The organism is Pontibacter kalidii (assembly GCF_026278245.1).
In the GTDB taxonomy this organism is placed as follows: Bacteria; Bacteroidota; Bacteroidia; order Cytophagales; family Hymenobacteraceae; genus Pontibacter; species Pontibacter kalidii.
Genome location: NZ_CP111079.1, coordinates 3004896 through 3025863 on the forward strand (window position 1 = coordinate 3004896; position 20968 = coordinate 3025863).

General features: G+C 51.8%; 16 protein-coding genes. 13 read left to right on the forward strand and 3 right to left on the reverse strand.

The genetic code is table 11. From position 1 onward, the window contains the following. The first annotated feature begins 138 nt into the window (after nt 1-138). From OH144_RS12590 to OH144_RS12625, 8 genes are all read left to right on the forward strand, one after another. Nucleotides 139-3447: a T9SS type A sorting domain-containing protein gene (locus OH144_RS12590; protein WP_266202594.1), complete on the forward strand. Its 3309-nt coding sequence runs from the start codon at nt 139-141 to the stop codon at nt 3445-3447. Between the two features lie 298 nt (nt 3448-3745). Continuing rightward, nucleotides 3746-4603 carry an ABC transporter permease gene (locus tag OH144_RS12595; RefSeq protein WP_266202595.1) on the forward strand — a complete coding sequence of 286 codons (858 nt, stop codon included), beginning with the start codon at nt 3746-3748 and terminating at the stop codon, nt 4601-4603. Between the two features lie 9 nt (nt 4604-4612). Next, entirely contained in the window at nt 4613-5902 is a 1290-nt protein-coding gene (locus tag OH144_RS12600) for an ABC transporter ATP-binding protein (protein WP_266202596.1), read from the forward strand. 4 nt (nt 5903-5906) lie between these two features. Continuing rightward, on the forward strand, nt 5907-7181 hold the full coding sequence (locus tag OH144_RS12605) for a glycosyltransferase family 2 protein (protein ID WP_266202597.1): 1275 nt from the start codon (nt 5907-5909) through the stop codon (nt 7179-7181). 9 nt (nt 7182-7190) lie between these two features. Continuing rightward, the gene (locus tag OH144_RS12610) at nt 7191-8810 is read left to right on the forward strand and encodes a glycosyltransferase (RefSeq protein WP_266202598.1); all 1620 of its coding nucleotides are present in this window, start codon (nt 7191-7193) and stop codon (nt 8808-8810) included. Beyond that, entirely contained in the window at nt 8807-9820 is a 1014-nt protein-coding gene (locus OH144_RS12615) for a polysaccharide deacetylase family protein (RefSeq protein ID WP_266202599.1), read from the forward strand. Before OH144_RS12610 ends, OH144_RS12615 begins: the two co-directional genes overlap by 4 nt. A 12-nt stretch (nt 9821-9832) precedes the next feature. Beyond that, nucleotides 9833-10747, forward strand: coding sequence for a glycosyltransferase family 2 protein (locus OH144_RS12620; RefSeq protein ID WP_266202600.1), 915 nt, complete (start codon nt 9833-9835; stop codon nt 10745-10747). Between the two features lie 81 nt (nt 10748-10828). Continuing rightward, nucleotides 10829-11860 (forward strand): glycosyltransferase family 2 protein, encoded by a 1032-nt coding sequence (locus OH144_RS12625; RefSeq protein ID WP_266202601.1) that lies wholly within the window; start codon nt 10829-10831, stop codon nt 11858-11860. 2 nt (nt 11861-11862) lie between these two features. Here the strand turns inward: OH144_RS12625 and OH144_RS12630 are convergent, their stop codons facing one another. The 3 genes from OH144_RS12630 to OH144_RS12640 all read right to left on the reverse strand — a co-directional run bounded on the left by OH144_RS12630 (nt 11863) and on the right by OH144_RS12640 (nt 14801). Further along, nucleotides 11863-12705 (reverse strand): hypothetical protein, encoded by an 843-nt coding sequence (locus OH144_RS12630; protein WP_266202602.1) that lies wholly within the window; start codon nt 12703-12705, stop codon nt 11863-11865. Between the two features lie 435 nt (nt 12706-13140). Then, nucleotides 13141-13668, reverse strand: a complete 528-nt coding sequence (purE, locus tag OH144_RS12635; RefSeq protein WP_266202603.1) for a 5-(carboxyamino)imidazole ribonucleotide mutase — start codon at nt 13666-13668, stop codon at nt 13141-13143. A gap of 2 nt (nt 13669-13670) precedes the next feature. Beyond that, nucleotides 13671-14801: a 5-(carboxyamino)imidazole ribonucleotide synthase gene (locus OH144_RS12640; RefSeq protein ID WP_266202605.1), complete on the reverse strand. Its 1131-nt coding sequence runs from the start codon at nt 14799-14801 to the stop codon at nt 13671-13673. Between the two features lie 238 nt (nt 14802-15039). Between OH144_RS12640 and OH144_RS12645 the strand changes: the two genes are divergently transcribed. From OH144_RS12645 to OH144_RS12665, 5 genes are all read left to right on the forward strand, one after another. Then, complete coding sequence (locus OH144_RS12645) at nt 15040-15660, forward strand: MarC family NAAT transporter (RefSeq protein WP_266202606.1); 621 nt, start codon at nt 15040-15042, stop codon at nt 15658-15660. A gap of 635 nt (nt 15661-16295) precedes the next feature. Then, nucleotides 16296-16457, forward strand: a complete 162-nt coding sequence (locus OH144_RS12650) for a hypothetical protein (RefSeq protein ID WP_266202607.1) — start codon at nt 16296-16298, stop codon at nt 16455-16457. A gap of 247 nt (nt 16458-16704) precedes the next feature. Beyond that, complete coding sequence (locus tag OH144_RS12655) at nt 16705-18063, forward strand: M16 family metallopeptidase (protein ID WP_266202608.1); 1359 nt, start codon at nt 16705-16707, stop codon at nt 18061-18063. 45 nt (nt 18064-18108) lie between these two features. Then, nucleotides 18109-19743, forward strand: coding sequence for a M16 family metallopeptidase (locus OH144_RS12660; protein WP_266202609.1), 1635 nt, complete (start codon nt 18109-18111; stop codon nt 19741-19743). Between the two features lie 200 nt (nt 19744-19943). Continuing rightward, the gene (locus OH144_RS12665) at nt 19944-20924 is read left to right on the forward strand and encodes a c-type cytochrome (protein ID WP_266202610.1); all 981 of its coding nucleotides are present in this window, start codon (nt 19944-19946) and stop codon (nt 20922-20924) included. Nucleotides 20925-20968: the final 44 nt, after the last annotated feature.

Below are 20968 nucleotides of genomic sequence, written 5' to 3' on the forward strand. Positions count from 1 at the left end.
CTTCTACACCTCGCTTGCTGGCGCACCATGCGGGCAAGTATGCGTCAGAGCCCGCTGAACTTGCTTCCTACAGCACAGGTACATTCCATCAGCAGGCCTGCGGGTAACTTAGCCTCCAATGTTTAAGTATTGCAGTTTATGAGGCTCTTATCTTTAACCATCAGCTTTGTGATGGTGCTTGGCAGCCTGTGTGCCCAGGCAGAAACCTACTATGTCAGCCGTGCCGGCAACGATAGTTACTCCGGTGTTTCAAAAACAAGTGCCTGGGCAAGTATAGATAAAGTAAACGACACCCATTTTGCTCCGGGAGATACCATCCTGTTTGAGGGAGAAGAGATTTTTGAGGGGAGCCTGGGCTTTGGGGAAGAAGTTAAAGGAACCCCGCAGAGCCCGATCGTACTACGATCCTATGGCACCGGAAGAGCCGTGATCAGGAGCGGCACCCAGAAAGGCTTCTGGCTTTACAATACCTCTGGCTTTAAAATAGAGAACCTGGTGTTTGAGGGAGCCGGCAGAACAGTCAATACAACTGCCGGTGTGGAAATTTACATGGATTTGCTCAACACCATGCTACCTTATATTGCGATCCATAACGTGGAGGTTTACGGCTATCGCGAGGCCGGCGTCAGCATTGGCAGCTGGGACACAGACCAGGGCTTTCGCGATGTCTCCATCACCAATACATCCTCCCATGATAACGGCGATGCAGGCATAGCTGTTTGGGCGCAGGATAGGCTCCTGGCGCACCAGAATGTGTATGTAGGACACACCAAAGCTTATAACAACGCCGGCATCTCCACCAAAACACACTCCCACAGCGGTAACGGCATTGTAATAGGCGGTGTTGACGGGGGAGTGATCGAGTTCTGCGAGGCCTATAACAATGGGTGGCTGAACGCCTGGAAGAATGGTGGCCCTGTAGGTATCTGGTGTTATACCAGCAACAATGTTATCATCCAGTACAACGAGTCGCACCACAACAAAACGGGAACCACGAAGGACGGCGGCGGATTTGACATCGACGGAGGCAGTACGAACTGCATACTGCAGTATAATTACTCCCATGATAACGAGGGGGCGGGCTATCTGTTAGCGCAGTTTGATAAGGCCAAGGAGATGAAGGACCTGACCATCCGCTACAATATCAGTGAGAACGATGGCAGAAAGAACGGGTATGGCGCTATCCACCTCTGGTCCTCCGGCTCAAACGGTGGCATCCAAAATGCCCAGATCTACAACAACACCATTTACCTGTCGCCGGCAACAAGCGGGGCACCCAAGGCAGTATGGGTGCAGGCTGGTGGTGCAACGGCTGCAACTTTCCGAAACAACCTGTTCGTGACAACTGGCGGCGTAAGGTTGGTGCAAGTGGACTCTAATGTTACGGCTAACGTGCGCTTTGAAGGCAATAATTACTGGTCGTCTGGTGCTACGGCTACTTTTAACTGGGGAGGTACAGTGCACAAATCACTTTCCGCTTGGCGCACGGCTACCTCACAAGAATCGCGTAACGGCATAGCACTCGGGTTCGCCCTGGACCCGAAGCTGAAAGGCCCCGGCAAAAGTATAACCATCTCCAACCCGCAGTTCCTGTACACATTGCAGGGTTATGAACTGGACATTACCTCTGCCCTGGTTGGCAAAGGGCTTAACCTGCAGGCTGACTTCGGTCTAAACACCGGAAAAACAGACTTCTGGGGCAACAGCATCACCCAACGCACCGATCTCTGCATAGGAGCCCATCAGGTCACGGACAATAGTAAAGCCTGTCTCTACGGAGGGCCGCAACCACTTTCGTTCGGCCATGCAGCAGGCGGGATTTACGTTGGCCCTGGGGTAACAGAAGAAGGTTTTTTTACTCCTCAGGCAGCGGGTGTTGGCAACCACGCATTGGTTTATACTTATACAGACGCACAGGGACAGCCGCAGGCCGCGCACCATACCGTGCAGGTTATTGACACCGACGCAACCCAATGGACAGGAGCCAGCGGCACCACCGATTGGTTCGACGGCCAGAACTGGAGCACCTGTGTACCTACGCCACACATCAACACCAGTATCCCATCCAACGCACCAGCTTTCCCAAGTATAAAAACAGGGCAACGCGGCCTTGTGCATGATTTAGACGCTGTTGGCCTCCTTACCATTGAACAGGATGCCGCTCTGGAGCTACACGGTACTTTAGAAACGGCCAACCTCCGTATCCACCCAAACTCCAGCATCATTTTTAATAGCGAGGCGCCCCAAACCATACCCGCAGGCAATTACGGCAGTTTGCTGTTGCAGGGCGGGGGCTCCAGAAAACTGGCTGGCTCCGTTACCATAAGCAATCACCTCGACTTAAAACAGGGCAAGCTGCAATTGGGCGACAACAACCTATTGATAGAAGAGAGTGGCAGCATACTGAATTACAATGCTGGCAGCTACATTATAACAAACGGCACAGGCCTGCTAACTTATGCAGGAATGGCAGCAGGGCTCATGAAGGTGTTCCCGGTTGGCACCTCCAGTGGCTACGCGCCCGTCTCGCTCCGTAACGATGGTGTAGTAGATAATTTCAGTATCCGGGTGGAGGAAAGCGCTGCAAGTACAGGGGACACGACTGATCATGAGATCACGATCAGGAAGATATGGCAGATAGAGGAGGAAACGAAGGGTGGTTCTGATGTAACGATGATCCTGCAGTGGGCTACTGATGATGAGCCAGAGACGTTTAACCGCGCCCAAAGCTATGTAAGCCACTACGAGAACGACGAGTGGCAGGTGATGGAAAGTAGCTTAGGCAAGGTAACACAGGGCCCCTCCGCCGGCTCGCACCGTATCAGCCTGAGCGGGGTTAACTCCTTCTCCCCTTTTACTGTAGCCAGCAGCCAGTCAATGCCAGCGCCTCTGCCTGTTTCGCTGGCCAAGTTTACAGTAGCGAAACAGGGCATGGAGGTGCTGCTGCAGTGGGAAACGGCCTCGGAGCAAAACAACCATGGCTTTGACGTGGAGGTATCTGAGGATGGCAGCTACTTCAGGGCGCTTGGGTTTGTAAAGAGCAAGTCACCCAACTCAGTTCAGCGGCAACTTTATACTTACCATGATAAGGAGCCCGGTAAGTATGGGGCAAGGTACTACCGCCTGCGCCAGATCGACCTGGATGGCACCACCACCTACTCCTTCGTGAGAGCAGTAGATTTTGGGCAGTCCAAACTGTCCCTCTCAGTATACCCAAACCCCTTTTCAGAGATGGTTACGCTGGAGCTTGAAATGGAGAAAGAAGAGAACCTGATCGTGACCCTGACCGACACCAAAGGCAAGAAGCTCCTCCACAAATCTGTACTACTTCCGAAGGGCTCTACCAGGCTGCCGCTTAACCTGAGCGGGCTCAAAGACACATCTTTTTATATCCTGACGGCCCACATCGGGAATAAGACCTACCACTTTAAGCTGCTCAAGCAGTAATTATTCGTTACGAAAGAGTGCCAGGGGCAACTACAAACGAGCAGGTAACAAGTTACCTGCTCGTTCTGATTTTATTATCCCCTGCGTCGCTGCATTGCTCCTCCCCTTCCAGCTTTTCTTTAACAAAAGCTATCAGAATTACTTTTTAAGTTTATTTCAAAAATTTAGACTTAAAGTGCAATTAATCGTAAAAGGTACCCAAAGAGATATTTCTCAATAAGCCAGCAGTTAGGCAAAAAGCAGCTACGATAGCTGAACTGCTCCATATGTTGGCATACTATAAATCACGGGGAGCTTCATGTCTGAATTGAAATCACATTGGGATTGGGAGATTACGAGCGAAACCAGTTACTGGGGGACCAACCTAAGGGAGCTATGGTCTTTCCGTCACCTGATGGCTGGCTTGGTCAAAAGAAACTTTCTACTAAGATATCAGCAAACTATCCTGGGTCCTTTCTGGATCCTTTTCCCTCCGCTACTCACCTTAGCTACCTATGTAGTGGTGTTCGGTAAATTCGTTGGCATCTCGACCGGCACTTTGCCGCCCGTACTCTTTTACTTTTCGGGTATCATCCTGTGGAGCTTTTTCAGCGACTGCTTTACAGGTACAGCCACCACGTTTAAAGACAATGCCCACCTTTTCAGCAAGGTGTACTTCCCGCGCCTGGTGGTGCCACTTTCCGTGATAAGCACCCAGTTCTATAATTTTCTGATTCAACTCATGCTCCTGCTGTTGCTTGTCGCCTATTACTGGTGGTTCCAAGGCTTAAGCTCACCCATAAGTATGGTGGCCCTGCTCTGGTTCCCGGTAGTCGTTACCGCCACAGCGGTGCTTGCCCTGGGTATGGGGCTGTTTTTCTCGGTTCTCACAGCCAAATACCGGGATATGGGCTATATCATCAGTTTAGGGGTGCGCCTGCTCATGTATGTAACGCCTGTTATCTACCCTCTTTCCGCAGTTCCGGAAAAGGTGCGATGGATCGTCCGGCTAAATCCACTGGCGCAGTTATTTGAAGCGTTCCGCCTCTCGCTGCTGGGGGAAGGCACGGTTTCTTTTGTGCAGTTGCTGTATAGTGTGCTGTTTGCCGCTGCTTTCCTGAGCGTGGCGCTGCTGCTGTTTAACAAGCAGGGAGACAAACTGATAGACGTAGTATAGGGAGAAGGTATGTCAGAAAAGATCATCCAGGTGGAGAACATCTCCAAGCTATACCGGCTCGGAAGCATTGGCACCGGCTCCTTCCGTCAGGACCTGCAGTATTGGTGGAACCTATATGTGCTCGGTAAAAAGGACCCCTTCTTTCAGGTGAACAGCGCGGTGTTGCCTGATGCCAGAGCCGATCAGATATGGGCCTTGCAGCACATTGACTTTGATGTTAAACAGGGAGAATCACTGGGCATTGTTGGCAGTAATGGATCCGGTAAATCAACATTACTGAAAATCATTTCCCGGATAGTAAAGCCCACGACCGGCTCTGTGAAAGGCAGGGGCAAGGTCAGCAGCCTGCTTGAAGTAGGAACCGGGTTCAATAAAGAGCTCACCGGGCGCGAGAATATCTATATCAGCGGGTATATCCTGGGGATGAATAAAGCTGAGATAGCAGCCAAGTTTGATGAGATCGTAGCCTTCTCCGGCATAGAGGCTTTCATCGACACACCCGTCAAGCGCTACTCTTCGGGCATGTATGTGCGGCTGGCATTTGCAGTGGCGGCCCATCTGGAGCCCGACATTTTGATTGTCGATGAGGTACTGGCAGTAGGGGATGCCGACTTCCAAAAGAAGTGCCTTGGAAAAATGCGGGAAGTCTCACAGACTGATGGCAGAACCATCCTCTTTGTCAGCCATAGCATGCAGGCAGTAAATACCCTTTGCGACAGGGCTATTTGGCTGAATAAAGGAATTATGAGAGACATGGGCCCCTCCTCCTCCGTGGTGAACAAATACATCGCTAGCCTGCAGAAGCTACAACTGGGGAAAGCATGGAAAACTCCTCAGGAGGCTCCAGGGAATCAGGTGATTCGCTTTAAGCAGGTAGAACTTATTCCACATGTGGCGTATTCGGATGGTATTATCGATGTGCGCACGCCCCTCACGGTACGGTTTGAGTTCTGGAACATGCAAGGTGACCTGAGCCTGAACGTAGGAATCGTACTCTACTCCTACACGGGCGACTGCATCTTTGACCTGCTCTCCCCTGCTGCAGACTGCCAGCAAGGTATCGTGGAGGGGGAATGTACCATCCCGGGAAACTTCCTCAACGACGGCTCTTACTACATTACGCTAACGGTGGCCAAGGAGGCTTCCGTTCCGCTGTATAACCTGGACGAATGCCTTTCTTTCGACGTGGAAGACTACCGTGGAGACATACATTACTTTGAAAAATGGTGGGGTGCCGTACGGCCTAAGTTCCCCTTCAGGTTAGAGAGCAAAAACAAGGAATTACAGACAAGCAGGTAACAGCATGCAGCAACAGCCATTATATAAGATCACCCATATTCACCTCGACCAGCTAGACACCCCGCTGCATACGCTTTACACAAGGCCTGGCAGCTACCTGGTATTCTGGTGGGATTCCATTGCCTTAGGCCATATGTTTATAGAACCCGGTCACCAACTCACGCAGGAGGAGTATCACGACAGGCTGATAGAAGCCATAAAGCCAGCTGTTAAAGTATACATAAGAAAGGCCCATAAGCTGGGGGGCTGCTGGCAACACCTCCTGGCCGACGGGAAAACAGAAGAATGGCTCAGCCTGATGGCATCATTCTTCACAACCAGTGCAGCCGACAAGATACCGGCGAGGGTGCCGGTATCGGTTGTCATCTGCACCCGCAACCGGGCCAACCATTTGCATAAGTGCCTATCCACCCTTCATCAGCTAAGGTGCCTGCCAGAGGAGATTGTAGTAGTGGATAATGCCCCCTCCGATGATGCTACGAAAAACGTGGTGGCACTTTTTCGTGATGTGCGCTATGTAAGAGAACTAAGGCCAGGGCTTTCCAATGCCAGAAACACCGGCATACAAACAGCATCTCACCCCATTATTGCCTTTACTGACGATGATGTGACGGTGCACCCCGACTGGGTATACAGAGTATGGCAAACCTTTGAGGAAAGCAATGTAGCTGCCATGACGGGCTTAGTCATAGTGTCAGAACTACAGACAGAGGCTCAGTTAATTTTTGAGAAACATTGGAGCTTTAACCGGGGCTATGCAGATGTTCTTTACGACGCGGCTTACTTCAGCACTACCCTACCCTTTGGACCGCCCGTTTGGAAAATAGGAGCGGGAGCCAATATGGCGTTTAGGAGAACGATCTTCGAGGAAGTAGGGCTCTTCCACCAAGAACTAGGCGCGGGTGCCTCCGGCTGCAGCGAGGACTCGGAGATGTGGTTCAGAATTTTGGCTCATGGCCATACTATTCACTATAACCCAAGAGCAGCGGTCTTTCATGAGCACAGAAAAGAATTTAAGGAGCTGAAAAAACAGATTTATTACTACATGCGCGGCTTTACGGCAGCTGCCTTGTTTCAACAACACCAGCACCATAAGGCCAATTACAAAAAACACTTATCAAAGGTGCTACCTAAACACTACTTAAGAATGATCATCAGGGGATTCCCCCGGTACCGTTCCAGGTTAAGTACAGTGTGGGTAGAAGTACAAGGTATGCTTTCTGGCTTGGTCTATTACCACAGAAACAGGAGCCGATTTTCTAAGCCCTCACCTAAATAACTAGCCCTGATGTATACGAAAGAGTCTCCCCTGGTCTCCGTCATCATCCCCTGTTATAACCATGGGCACTACCTGCACGAGGCTATTGACAGTGTGCGGCAACAGACCTATCCTGCGCTTGAGATCATTGTTGTGGATGACGGCTCTACAGACAACACGGCTACTGTGGCGCAGGCTGCGCGCCCTCTCACCTACATTTACCAGGAAAACAAAGGCTTGTCTGCCGCGCGTAACACAGGCATCAGGCATAGCAAAGGAGAGTTTCTTGTTTTCCTGGATGCCGACGACTGTCTCTACCCGGATGCTGTGGCGGTTAATGCAGGCTTGCTGCTAGAAAACAGCGCGCTGGCATTTGTCTCAGGCAGCTATACCCTCTTTTTCCCCTCCACTAACCAGGTGCAGCCCGTGGTAAGGCAGGTGGAGGGCAATCATTACCAACACCTGCTCAGGGGGAATTATATCGGCATGCACGCAGCGGTCATGTTCAGGCGATGGGTGTTTGACAACTTTATGTATGATACTTCCCTGAAAGCCTGCGAAGACTATGACCTCTACTTGCGTGTTACCCGCCGGCACCCGGTCCTGCACCACGGCCATCTCATGGCTGTTTATCGCCAACACGGCACGAATATGTCGGGGGATAGCAAGCTGATGCTTCAGACAACGCTCCAGGTGCTTGCCTGGCAACAGCAGCATCTTCAAAATACGATAGAGCAGGCCGCCTACAGGGATGGCATCAACATCTGGAAAGCATTCTATACCCAACAGTTGGCCCACAAGCTTACTAAGGTGAACGGATTCTCCCTCCACGATTACCTTAGCTTTTTAAAAAATGACCCGGATCTTTCCCTCCATACCTTGCGCAGCAGCACCAGTTCTATAGCCATTTTTAACAAGATGATACAAATACTCCCTTCAGGTAAGATCAGAAAAAAGCTAAGTTCCATCTTCACAATGGATCGTACGCCTGCCGTTGGAGGCGTGCGGTTCGGTCACTTTCACAGGTACACCCCTTTTAGTACCGAGTTTGGGTATGACCGGGGCGGGCCCGTGGACCGCTACTACATTGAACGGTTCCTGGGCGATCAGGCACATGACATTAAAGGAAGGGTGCTGGAGATAGGGGATAACAGCTACACCCTAGCCTACGGGGGGGAAAGGGTAACTAAAAGTGATATCCTGCATGTGGATGAAAGCAACCCCAGTGCCACGCTGGTCGGCGATATCAGTCATGCGCCCCATATCCCTGATAACTCCTTTGATTGCATCATCCTGACGCAAACCCTGCATTTGATTTACCATTTCACAGAAGCCCTTCATACCTGTTTCCGGATCCTCAAACCAGGAGGCGCGCTGTTACTCACGGTACCCGGTATCACGCCCATCGACCACGGGGAGTGGAAGGAAACCTGGTACTGGTCCTTTACCGACAAATCCATGAAGCGGCTGATGGAAGAAACTTTCCCTGGAGGCATCTCAGAAGTAACTCCTTATGGGAATGTGTTCACGGCCACTGCTTTCCTGTACGGAATGGGATTGCCCGAGGTACCTAAGACCAAACTGATGTACGATGACCCTCACTACCAGGTAATCATAACCGTGAAGGCCACCAAACCCATGGTACCATGATCAGAAGTCTTACCCATACCCTAAAACGTTATCTTCGGCCCAGAGGCCTGGTGCTCATGTACCACCGTGTGGCACAAGTGGAGTCTGACGTGTGGAGGCTGGCTGTCAGCCCCCACCACTTTGAGCAGCATCTGCAGATGCTGCACACCAAGTGGCGTGTCATCCCGCTGGCTGAGCTGGCAGATGATCTTGTCAGGCAAAAGGTAAAAAGAAACAGCGTCGCCATCACCTTCGATGATGGCTATGCAGACAACTTCCTGGTGGCCAGACCTCTGCTTGTCCAATACCGCTTGCCAGCGACCTTCTTTATCTGTTCAGGAAACATAGGCAGCAAAAAAGCATTCTGGTGGGATGAGTTGGAGCACCTGATACTCTCCTCCAAGGATTTACCCGCCAAGTTAAATCTCCATGTAGCGCACACCGCCATAAGCTTTGATCTGGGAATAGAGGGGCACTTGACGGAGGCAATGCAGGAACAGCACCGCCACTGGAAAGCTTATGTACAAGCACCACCCACAGCAAGAGCCTCCCTCTTTCTCCAACTATGGGAAGCCCTAAGGCCGCTTCCGAGCCAACAGCAGCAGCACTATCTGCAGCAGCTAAAGGCCTGGGCGGGTGCTTCCCTCCAGAAGGAAAGCACCTATAGCATGGACACAGCACAACTGGAGGAACTGGCCCGGCACGAGTTGTTTACCCTTGGCGCCCATACTGTTTCGCATCCGGACCTTGCCTGTCTGCCAGCAGCGGCCCAGCAGCAGGAGATGCTGGAAAGTAAGGCTTTTTTGGAGCGTTGCGCTGCTACAACCGTGAGCCTGCTTGCCTACCCCTATGGAAGCTACACCCAGAATACGGCCAGCCTGGCAGCCAAGGCCGGGTTTAAGGCTGCTGTCACCACCAGCAACTGCCCTGTAAAACACGGCACTCCTGGCTACGGGGTGGGCAGGTTCCTTGTCGATGACTGGAGCGGCCGGCAGCTTGATCAACTCATGAGCACCTGGATAAACGCCTGACAATACGTGTGTATGAAGCCTAAAGTATCTATCATCACCTGTTTTTATAACGAGCAGCGCTACCTGGAAGAGGCGATCGAAAGCGTGCTTCACCAGACTTATACAGCTTGGCAGCTGCTACTCATTGACGATGGTTCCTCTGATAACAGCACACGTATAGCCCGGCGCTATGCCGCTGCCTACCCGCTCAGCATCACGTACTGCGCACATGAAGGGCATATAAACAAAGGACTGAGTGCCAGCAGGAACCTTGGCTTGCGACAGGCTCAAGGAGAACTGATAGCTTTTCTGGATGCCGATGATGTGTGGCAGCCAACGTATTTGGAAGCGCAACTTAACTTGATGCAGCAAGCGCAGGTGTCCATCCTTTGTGAGGCAACCGTGTACTGGTATGATTGGAACCTACCGGAAAAGGAGAACCAGGTCGTATATATTGGTACTGAGCAGGACAGGATTTATCACCCTCCCCAACTCATGCTCACTCTCTACCCCCTGGGCAAAGGTGCCGCCCCGTGCATGTGCGGAATCATACTTAAAAAAGAGATTCTGCTAAGGATTGGGGGATTTGAAGATACCTTCAGAGGGATGTATGAAGACCAGGTATTCCTGAGCAAACTCTACCTCACTGAGCCAGTCTACATCTCTTCCGGGCATCTTAACCTTTACCGGCAACGACCAGACTCGCTGGTGGGCTCCTCACAACATACTCCAAGCTATCACCTGGTCCGGAAGCAATACCTGCAATGGCTGAAACAATACCTGCAGCATAAACGCTTTGGGTACAAGGAGGTGGAGGCGCTCTTACAGCAGGCCATGCAGCCTTATACCACCTCTCCCCTTCAGTTTATCACTTACAGGATGCGTGGTAGATTAAAACGCCTCCTAAAGAAATACACCCCGAGCCGTTTTGTGCGAATACTTAAATGAGATTTATAGGTTAACTAACCCTGCAGGCCTGGCAAACGCATTCGGGCACGAGATTTTTTCATAACTATAACCTGCCTTGATATGGAACGCATTCCTACTTCTCCTCCAACGATAGCGCCGCTTCCCCCCTCCCCTAACCGCCCGCTATGGTCTGTCATGATTCCGGCCTATAATTGTACCCTGTTCCTGGTAGAAACCCTTGAAAGCGTACTAGCTCAAAACATTCCGGCCAGTCACATGCAGATCGAGGTGGTGGACGATGCCAGCACCGATGCCGACGTGGAGAAAATCGTGCGCGAAGTGGGAAAAGGCAGGGTGGGGTATTACAGACAGCCGCAGAACGTAGGCAGCCTGCGTAACTTCGAAACTTGCATCAACAGGGCCCGAGGCTACCTGGTGCACCTGCTGCATGGCGATGATAGGGTGCGGGCAGGATACTATACAGCCATGGAGCAGCTTTTCAGGGATTTCCCTGAAGCCGGAGCCGCTTTTTGCAGGCATCATACAATTGATGAACAGAATAACATTCTTAATCCACATGTAAAAGACGATGCACCTTGGCGTGGTCTGCAGGAGAACTGGCTCTTGCGCATCGGTGAAAAACAGCACATCCAGTATGCCACCATCACAGTTAAAAGGGAGGTATATGAAAAACTGGGCTCCTTTTTCGGGGTGACCTATGGAGAGGATTGGGAAATGTGGGTGCGCATTGCCAAGCATTATCCAGTTGCCTTTACTTCGCAGATACTGGCCGAGTACAGAAAGCATTCCAGCTCTATTTCCGGCACAAAGATCATGACGGGGGAATACATCGAGGACATCGCTTATCTGCTCCAACTCATTCAACAGCACCTGCCACCAGAACACCGGAAGCAGGTACTGATGAAAGCACAGAAAAACTTTTCGAATTATGGTTTGAATATTGCCCAGGCGCTTTGGGAAAAAACAGGGAACAGAAAATATGTAGAGGCAAACATTAGAAAGGCATTAAGCATGTACCTTGACGCCAGGCTCTGTTTTAAAGCAGCAAGACTGATCGCAAAAATTGCGCTTCATGAATTAAAGCTCAGGCCACATACGCCCGATGATAGCAGGTACAGAAGGTACATATAGGCTTAATAGTGCCGCTTCAGCAACTCCAGCACCTCTGCATCACTCTTCGCGTGGTAAACCTCTGCGCCAGATAGAGCTGGAAAAATAGTTTTAAACTCGTTGTAGCGGTGCTCATGCCCGCGTTTAGACAGAATGATGTTTTTGCCACCGAAATAACTGGCCAGAGCTGCCGTGCCGCCGTGCACTGACAGGAAGCGATCACAATTAGCGTAAAGCATCAACTGAAAGTGGTTGTAGTTATTCACATGCGTCCTATTTGCCTGGTACAGGTCTTCTGCCAGCACTACCTCAGGGTAATTTTTCCTGATGAAATCCGCCTCTTTCAATTCCAGGATATCGCTGTTGTCCATCACAATATACTTGGCGCCAGGGCGATTATACACGATTTGGTACGTATCGCTGTACCTGTCCAGTATCTCACCCAGCATGGCAATGCTGAAATAGTTGATAGGCCCTTTCCCCCATTCCGTGTTATACTTGTTGGCTATAACCAGGAGCGGTTTACTAAAGATAAATAGGTCGTTCTTATAATGCTGCTTTAAGGGTACCTGCGCCCATTTAGAGAAGGAAACGGTGGGGCAGTGGTACATATTGGGTATTTCGTAGTTATTACCTATATACCTGTCTACCCTTGTCTCATACCTCTCCTCGTGCTGCTCGCTGAAGAAGTATAGCTCCTTGGTGAATTTGGAGGAGATGGTTCTGCCCAGCGTGCCGTTCAGATGATGCCAGTAAGCAAAAGGCAGCACGAAGGTGAGTTCCTGCTGAAACTCCTCTCTGTAGGCTATCTCCTTATACTTGCTTTTCAGCACATAGTCCTGAATACAATACTTTGTTTGCCTCATCCGGGCATAGCTGTTCTTGAAGAGAAAGAACTCAGGTGTGCCATAGCTAAAGGAGCCTTCCAGTCTCTTTTTTACCCTTTGGATAAACGGGGTTTTATTCCGTCCGGCTGAGGTAATATATCGCTGCCCACGGTAGCTTTCAACTCTGTTAATAACCTCCATACTCTCCGAAAACTTCAAAATGGGTTGTCAGATTTAAACGGATTTTTTATTAAGCAGATCTAAAATAGTCCAATTTTTTATAAAATATGTTTAAAGCAAATTAATTGCCAACTCAAATGAAAGTATCAGGTTTTTAGGTAGTTATCATAAAATATCATGTAAGACTTCTTCTGCACCAAACAAAGGAAAAATCTATATAGGAATAGAAGAGGTATAAAAAAAAGAGTAGTATACAGTACTACTCTTTTTCGACGTAAGTATTTAGGGCAAAGGCTAATCTAAATCACGATCACCTCTTTTCAGTTCCTCCACTGAGCGCATCACCTTGTCTTTCAGGCCGTTTTTATACTTCTCCAGTTTATCTGCCACGGCCGGGTTGTTGGTACCAATAATTTCGGCAGCAAGGATGCCAGCGTTCAGAGCGCCATCCAGGGCTACGGTAGCCACCGGTATGCCACCCGGCATCTGAAGTATACTTAGCACCGAGTCCCAGCCATCGATAGAGTTAGAGGATTTAACCGGCACCCCGATAACAGGCAGTGTGGTGATAGAGGCCACCATGCCCGGCAGGTGCGCAGCTCCGCCCGCTCCGGCAATAATTACCTTCAGGCCGCGCTTGCGGGCGCTCTCGGCGTATTCGAACATGCGGTGCGGCGTGCGGTGCGCAGATACAATGGTCAGCTCAAACGGTACGCCCAGCGTTTCCAGGATCTCGGCGGCGGCATCCATTACCTTCAGGTCAGACTGGCTGCCCATGATAATGCCCACTAGCGGTTGTGTATTTCTCGTTTCTTCAGCCATACTTATGCTTTTACTTTGATGACATTTTTAACTGACTCGGCGCGTTGCTGCGCCTCTTCTATACTTTGCCCCAATACGGTGATGTGCCCCATCTTGCGTGCAGGGCGGGTATACTTTTTGCCATATAAATGGATGTAGACACCCGGCACGGCCAAAGCCTCCTGCAGGCCCTCATACTTTGCCTCACCGTCGTAGCCCGGCTCGCCCAGCAGGTTCAGCATCACGGCCGCGCTCTGGATCTCGGTGGAGCCCAGCGGCAGGTTCAGGATCGCGCGCAGGTGCTGCTCGTATTGCGAGGTATAGTTGGCCTTTATGGTATGGTGCCCGCTGTTGTGCGGTCGCGGCGCCACCTCGTTCACCAGTATCTGCCCGTCTTTGGTCAGGAACATCTCCACGGCAAGTATACCTACCATGCCGAAGGCCTCAATTACGCGGGTGGCAATCTCAATGGCGTGGCGCTGCAACTTGTAGGGCACGTTGGCCGGGGCAAAAAGCGAGTCCACCAGGTTATGCTCCGGGTGGAAGCTCAGCTCCACCACCGGGAAAGCCGTAACCTCGCCGCTCTCGTTGCGGGCCACAATCACGGAGATCTCCTTCTCAAAATCCACCAGTTTCTCCAGCACCGACGGCTCCTCGAACGCTTTCCCAAAGTCTGCCTCACCGGTCAGGCGGGTCACGCCGCGGCCATCGTAGCCCTCGCGCCGCAACTTCTGGAACGCCGGCAGAAAATCTATACTTTGCTGTAGCTCTGACTTGTCTTTCAGAAGTATAAAATCAGAGGTAGGGATGTTGTGCTGGCGGTAAAACTCCTTCTGCAGGCCCTTATCCTGAATCGTGCGCACGGTTTTGGCATCCGGGTATACCTTCACGCCTTCCTGCTCCAGCTTCTCCAGCGCATCAGCATTCACGTGCTCAATCTCAATGGTGAGGATGTCGCACTGCTTGCCGAACTCATACACGGTATCAAAATCGCGGAAGCTGCCCACATAGAACTCGTGGCAGATGTCTTTGCAGGGCGCGTTCTCGTCGGGGTCCAGCACCAGGGTATAGAGGTTAAAATCGAGCCCGGCCTGCATCAGCATGCGGCCCAGCTGTCCGCCGCCAAGTATGCCCAGCTTTACTTCTCCTTTCATGTAGTGTAACGGTTAGGTTGATCTATCCTCAAAAATAAGGATTATGAACGGAGACGAAAGACAAAACGCTTAAGTTCTGCTTCTTTTCTTGTGCAATTTCCCGTCCGGAATCCAAATTCCTGCCTCCCGCCAAAATATCTGCCTTAAATTACGGCCTGCTGCCGCACCTTTACGTTGCAGATACATCATTTAAAATCTATATTTAACGCTACACTATACACGAGCTCTTACCTTATTCATGGAAATCATACTTGCCACCTTCTCTGCCCTGTTCTCCGTCGTGAATCCCTTTGGCGCCATGCCCGTGTTCCTAACCCTGACGCAGGATGATACCCCCTCTTACCGCAACCAGCAGGCGCTTAAAGCCTGTTTATACATGGTGGGTATTCTGGCAGTGTTTTTCCTGGCCGGCCAGTACGTGCTTAACTTCTTCGGCATCCGCATCCATGACCTGCGCATTGCCGGCGGTTTGATGATCATGCGCGCCGGCTTTGAGCTACTCTCGCCAGGTGCCAGCAAGAAGAAGATTTCGCCTGATGTGGTGGAGGAAGGGCAGCTAAAGGATGATATCTCCTTTACGCCCCTGGCCATGCCGATGCTCTCCGGCCCGGGCGCCATTGCCGTAAGCATCGGCCTTTTCACCACCTCGCTCTCCTACATAGACATGGTCATGATTCTGATCGGAATCATGTTGCTGGCCGTCGTTTCCTACCTCATCCTGCGCTCCTCGCACCAGCTCACGCGCTATATGGGCAAATCAGGCTTGGCAGCCCTTTCCCGCATCATGGGTTTCATTGTGCTTTCCATCGGTGTAAACTTTATTGTATCAGCCCTTACGGCGTTGTTTTTTACGGAGTAGCGGCAATCCTTATACCTATCGTGTAGGAATCATCTGTGGTGCCGGGGCAAACCACCCCTCTTCTCCTTGTCTTTGTCGAGGGCCCCTTCTTGGCGAAGGAGGGGAGCCTGTAGTCGCTTTAGCTAAAGTATAAGTTTCATAGTTGCTGGCATAGAGCGGACAGGTCGCGGCCTGTCCCTACAAGTATAAACCCAGTCCTGGCCCCGCTTCACCCCTCCCCAACCCTCCCCTAAGAACAGGGAAGAGAGCTGTACTTGCCACACTCTCTGTCATCTCGAGCAGAGCGAGAGATCTATCGGGAATTCTAAAGAGATCTCTCCCCAAGGTCGAGATGACAAATAGCCGGGGCTATCGAACTGAACCCAGTCCTTGGGTTGAGCGCCTTGTGAGATCCGGCGCTCAACTTGTTGAGCAGCCCGAGGCACGAGGGCAGGAGGGAACACAGCGCGATGCCCTTATCGAGGGCCCCTACCCCCAGGACGAGGCCTCCCGGCCTAGAGGGAGCCAAAGTATGAAATGCAACGATTGGTATGTAAGTCTGGAGGATGAACGGCAGCTAGCAAGTATAGCTTGTGTCCAGTTGCAAACAGCAGCGGCTAAGCGAAGGCACAAGTGGACTCTTGCCTCAGAGAAGTATGAAGTATAGCCCAAGTATAAAGTATGGCTCTGTGAGCCAGTCGGGTTACAAACCCAACGAAAAAAAAGACACGGGCTGCAAGCCCGCGCCAGCAGAAGTATGGGCAGAGTACAGATTAAGTATAAAGTACAGCCAAAGCAAATATGGCTCTGCAAGCTAATCAAGTTGCAAACTTGACACCATAGTAGGACACAAGTCTGAAGGCTTGCGCCATTTAAAGCAAAAAGTATAAAACCTCATTTACCTAAAGAATATATAGATTTCACTACTCTACAGACAAAACCCAATGGTTCGTCGAGAAGAAACCTCTATCAGTTTACCACCTTTGCCCGTACACCTCCTTTTAAGTAACTTAGCATGTATATATATGCCTAACCGTATCTGACACATTACCTAAACCCAAAAACATGAGACACCAATTAGTAGCCCTGTTGCTGCTGCTGGCTGTTGCCGTTACCACGGCCGTGGCCCAGCAAGGCAGCCAGAACGACAAAATCCTGCCCTACCCCATCCATCAGAAACAGCTGCCTAACGGCCTGAACGTAGTGACCGTGCCATACAACAGCCCGGGCCTGGCCGCTTTCTACATTTTAGTGCGGGCCGGCTCCCGCGAGGAGGTGGAGAAAGGCAAAACCGGATTTGCGCACTTCTTTGAGCACATGATGTTTAGGGGCACCGACAAGTATAGCAAAGAGGCCTACGGCGATATCATGAAGGCCATGGGCGCAGCGGCCAACGCCAACACCAGTATAGACCGCACCCTCTACCACATGACCGGCAACGCCGACATGCTGGACAAGATGTTCGAGATTGAGGCCGACCGCTTCCAGAACCTGAAGTACAGCGTGCATGATTTCAAGACTGAAGCCGGCGCCGTGAAGGGCGAGTATACTAAGAACTCCGCCAGCCCCTACATGCAGCTGTATGAGAAAACCGTGAGCACCGCCTTTAAGAAGCATACCTACGCCCACACCACCATGGGCTTCTTCGAGGATGTGGTGGACATGCCAAATCAGTACGATTACTCGCTCACGTTCTTCGACCGCTTCTACCGGCCCGAATATACCACGATACTGGTGGTGGGTGATGTAACGCCGGAGCGCGTAAACAGCCTGGCGCAGCAATATTTCGGCGACTGGAAGCGTGGCACCTACAAACCCAGCATCCCTGCCGAGCCGAAGCAGACCGAAACCCGCTATGCCCACGTGCAGCAGCAGGGCTTCCCCCCTTACCTGAGCCTCAACTTCAAAGGCCCAGCTTTCTCTGACAAGGATAAGGACCTGCCAGCGCTGAGCATTCTGACTACCATACTTTTTGCCGAGAACTCCGACCTGTACCGCAAGCTGGTAGTGGAGGAGCAGAAAGCCCGCTTCATCGGCGGCGGCCCGCAGTTCTCCCGCGACCCGAACCTGATCCAGGTGTCTGCCTCTGTGCTGAAGGCTGATGACATGCAGTATGTAAAGGACGAGCTGATGAAGGCGCTGAACGAGGCCAAGACCAAGCCGATAGATGCCAAAAAGATCGAGGAGACGAAGTCGCGCATCAAGTATAGCTTTGCCATGAGCATGGACAGCCCGGATGCCATCGCCAATGCGCTGGCTCGTTTTACCTGGCTTAGCGGTGATCCGGAGTCGCTCAACAACATCTACAAAGTATACGACAGCATCACGGCACAAGACCTGATGAATGCCGCCAAGAAATACTTTGTAACGCAGACGATGACGGTTGGCACCATCGCCCCCACCGAGAAATCGCCGGTGAAATAAGGCTTGGTCCTACTTTAAAGTATAACAGACAAAGATTTGAAACCCATGAAAAAAATAGCTGCCTATATACTGCCTGTTGCCCTGCTGGCCGCCTCCTGCGCCAAGCAACCGCAGGCATCCCAGCAAAGCACTACAGAAACCGCAGAGACCACAGCACCAGCCACGGCCTTTGACGCTAACACCGCCTTCGGCCCGGATAAGGTGGTGGAGTTGCGCCAGCCGGAGTCGAACAAGGTGATCATCAAACTAATGTTCAAAAACGGCTCCATGGTAGACCCGGAGGGCAAAGAAGGACTCACTTATACTACAGCCCAGATGATCACAGAGTCGGGCACCAAGGATATGCCGGTGTCGGAGATAAAGGACAAGATCTTCCCGTGGGCGGCCGAGTACTACAGCAACGTAGATAAAGAGGTCACCACCTTCACCTTTGCCGTGCACCAGGATTTTCTGCAGGACTTTTACCCGATCGTGCGCGGGCTAATGCTCCAGCCAGCCTTTGCCGAGGAGGATTTTAAGCGTGTGAAGTCGAACCAGCAGAACTTCGTGGATCAGGTGATCCGCGCCTCTTCCGATGAGGAGTACAGCAAAAAGGCGCTGGAAGACCTGCTCTTCCGTGGCACCAACTACCAGCACATGGTAGAAGGCAACTCGGCCAGCGTACCCAACATCACCCTGGAGGACGTAAAAAACCACTGGCAGAACTACTTCACCAAAAACAACGTGATGATCGGCATTGCCGGTAACTATAGCCAGGATTTCCTGAACCAGCTGAAAGGAGACGTGGCGCAGCTGTCCGGCGTGCAGCCCACTATACCGTTGGCCGGGGAACCGAACAAGCCGAAGGGGGTGCAGGTGGAGATTATCCAGAAGAGCGATGCCCTGGGCTCTGCCATCTTCACGGGTACGCCGATGCCGGTAACGCGCTCTGCCGATGACTTTGCTGCGCTGATGGTGGCCAACTCTTACCTGGGTGAGCACCGCAAGAGCTACGGCAAGCTCTACGACAAGATCCGCACCACGCGCTCGATGAACTACGGCGACTACTCTTACATTGAGTGGTACGACCGCGGCGGCAATGTGCAGCTGCCCATCCCGAACGTACCCCGTACCTCCAACTACTTTGCCCTCTGGATTAGGCCGGTGCAGATTGCCGAAGGTCTGAAGCAGCAGTACGCCGAGCTAAGCGACATAAACGTGGGCCATGCCCATTTTGCCCTGCGCCTGGCCCTGCGCGAGGTCGACAACCTCATCAACAAGGGCATGACGCAGGAGGAGTTTGAACTTACCCGCAAGTTTCTGCGCTCTTACATGAAGCTCTACATCCAGACTACCGAGAAGCAACTGGGTTTTTTGATGGACTCGCGCTTCTATGGCCGCCAGGATTATATCGAGGAGATGGACCAACTGCTGGCAAACCTGACGGTGGAGGACGTGAATAAGGCCGTGAAGAAGTACTGGCAGACGGATAACATGTTTATCACCATCGTTACCGACGATAGCGAGGCCGAGCCCCTCAGGCAGGCACTGCTCAGCAACACACCATCGCCAATGAGTTATTCCAACCTCGTGAAGGAAGGGCTCCCGCAGGAAGTACTGGCCGAGGACGATGAAATCGCGACCTACAAGTTAAACGTGACGGACGTTAAGATCTTGGATAGTAAGGATACCTTTAAGTAGGCTCCCATTCTATACAGCAAAAGCCGCAGATATACGTCTGCGGCTTTTTTGTTTATGCTGGCTTAACATTTTGATACTTAAGCGGAAAACCTCATCTACCCCTGGTGCGGTTGCTTGCATTCTATGATCTATTTTATAAATATTACACTTTATTTTTTAACTCTTATGCCCTGACTCAACCTGAACACTATCCTGAAATCATGAAAAAAGCCTTGAGAGTCGTCGGCTACATTGTTGTTGTAGCGATGGCAGCCATTGCCGCGGGTGTTATCTACCTGCAGTATGCCTTCCCCAACGTAGATGCTGCCCCAAACATTACGGTAATGCACACGGCAGAGCAGATTGAGCGCGGCCGCTACCTGGCCAACCACGTAACCGTCTGCATCGACTGCCACTCCACCCGCGACTTCTCCCAACTCTCGGCTCCCCCTATCCCTGGCACCTTTGGTAAGGGCGGCGACAAGTTTGACCATAACATGGGCTTTCCGGGCACCTTCTACGCCAAGAACATCACCCCAGACAAGGAAACAGGCATTGGCACCTGGACCGACGGTGAAGTATACCGCGCCATGACCCAGGGCGTTAGCAAAGACGGGGAGCCGCTTTTCCCGATGATGCCGTACGGCTCTTACAAACAACTTACCACGCAGGACGCCTACGCCATCATTGCCTACATCCGCACGCTGGCGCCGATCCGTAATGAGGTGCCAAAATCGGAGGCCGATTTCCCGTTCAACCTGATCCTGCGTACCATGCCGTCCAGCGAAATGCCGGCGGCCACTAACCCCACCGTGTTGGATAATGAGTTATCGCGCGGAAAATACCTGGTAGCGGTTGCCGGCTGCGGGGATTGCCACTCCCCCAAAGATGCTGACCTGGGCGCATTCGCCGGAGGCATGGACTTTAAATTCCCGGATGGCTCTGTGCTGCGCGCGGCCAACATCACCCCGGATGAGGAAACCGGCATCGGCTCCTGGAGCGAGGAGGCCTTCCTGCAGCGCTTTAAGGCCTACCAGAATGCTGACCAGCAACTAAAGCCGGGCCAGATGCAGACGCTGATGCCATGGACCATGTACGCGGGAATGAAGGAGGAAGACCTGCGGGCCATCTACAAATTCCTCAGAACGCAAGCCCCGGCAAAGAACCAGGTGGTGCGCTTTACCCCGGCTGCCAAATCGTAAAAATCCATCCCCAGAAACTATACTCCAAAGGCTGCCCGCTTGTG

What these genes read in the sequence shown, in the direction of transcription:
- OH144_RS12600 (WP_266202596.1), top strand. Translation starts at nt 4,613, where the DNA reads ATGTCAGAAAAGATCATCCAGGTGGAGAACATCTCCAAGCTATACCGG.
- OH144_RS12630 (WP_266202602.1), bottom strand. Translation starts at nt 12,705, where the DNA reads ATGAGGCAAACAAAGTATTGTATTCAGGACTATGTGCTGAAAAGCAAG.
- OH144_RS12590 (WP_266202594.1), top strand. Translation starts at nt 139, where the DNA reads ATGAGGCTCTTATCTTTAACCATCAGCTTTGTGATGGTGCTTGGCAGC.
- OH144_RS12650 (WP_266202607.1), top strand. Translation starts at nt 16,296, where the DNA reads ATGAAGTATAGCCCAAGTATAAAGTATGGCTCTGTGAGCCAGTCGGGT.
- OH144_RS12610 (WP_266202598.1), top strand. Translation starts at nt 7,191, where the DNA reads ATGTATACGAAAGAGTCTCCCCTGGTCTCCGTCATCATCCCCTGTTAT.
- OH144_RS12615 (WP_266202599.1), top strand. Translation starts at nt 8,807, where the DNA reads ATGATCAGAAGTCTTACCCATACCCTAAAACGTTATCTTCGGCCCAGA.
- purE (WP_266202603.1), bottom strand. Translation starts at nt 13,668, where the DNA reads ATGGCTGAAGAAACGAGAAATACACAACCGCTAGTGGGCATTATCATG.
- OH144_RS12625 (WP_266202601.1), top strand. Translation starts at nt 10,829, where the DNA reads ATGGAACGCATTCCTACTTCTCCTCCAACGATAGCGCCGCTTCCCCCC.
- OH144_RS12640 (WP_266202605.1), bottom strand. Translation starts at nt 14,801, where the DNA reads ATGAAAGGAGAAGTAAAGCTGGGCATACTTGGCGGCGGACAGCTGGGC.
- OH144_RS12620 (WP_266202600.1), top strand. Translation starts at nt 9,833, where the DNA reads ATGAAGCCTAAAGTATCTATCATCACCTGTTTTTATAACGAGCAGCGC.
- OH144_RS12665 (WP_266202610.1), top strand. Translation starts at nt 19,944, where the DNA reads ATGAAAAAAGCCTTGAGAGTCGTCGGCTACATTGTTGTTGTAGCGATG.
- OH144_RS12595 (WP_266202595.1), top strand. Translation starts at nt 3,746, where the DNA reads ATGTCTGAATTGAAATCACATTGGGATTGGGAGATTACGAGCGAAACC.
- OH144_RS12660 (WP_266202609.1), top strand. Translation starts at nt 18,109, where the DNA reads ATGAAAAAAATAGCTGCCTATATACTGCCTGTTGCCCTGCTGGCCGCC.
- OH144_RS12605 (WP_266202597.1), top strand. Translation starts at nt 5,907, where the DNA reads ATGCAGCAACAGCCATTATATAAGATCACCCATATTCACCTCGACCAG.
- OH144_RS12655 (WP_266202608.1), top strand. Translation starts at nt 16,705, where the DNA reads ATGAGACACCAATTAGTAGCCCTGTTGCTGCTGCTGGCTGTTGCCGTT.
- OH144_RS12645 (WP_266202606.1), top strand. Translation starts at nt 15,040, where the DNA reads ATGGAAATCATACTTGCCACCTTCTCTGCCCTGTTCTCCGTCGTGAAT.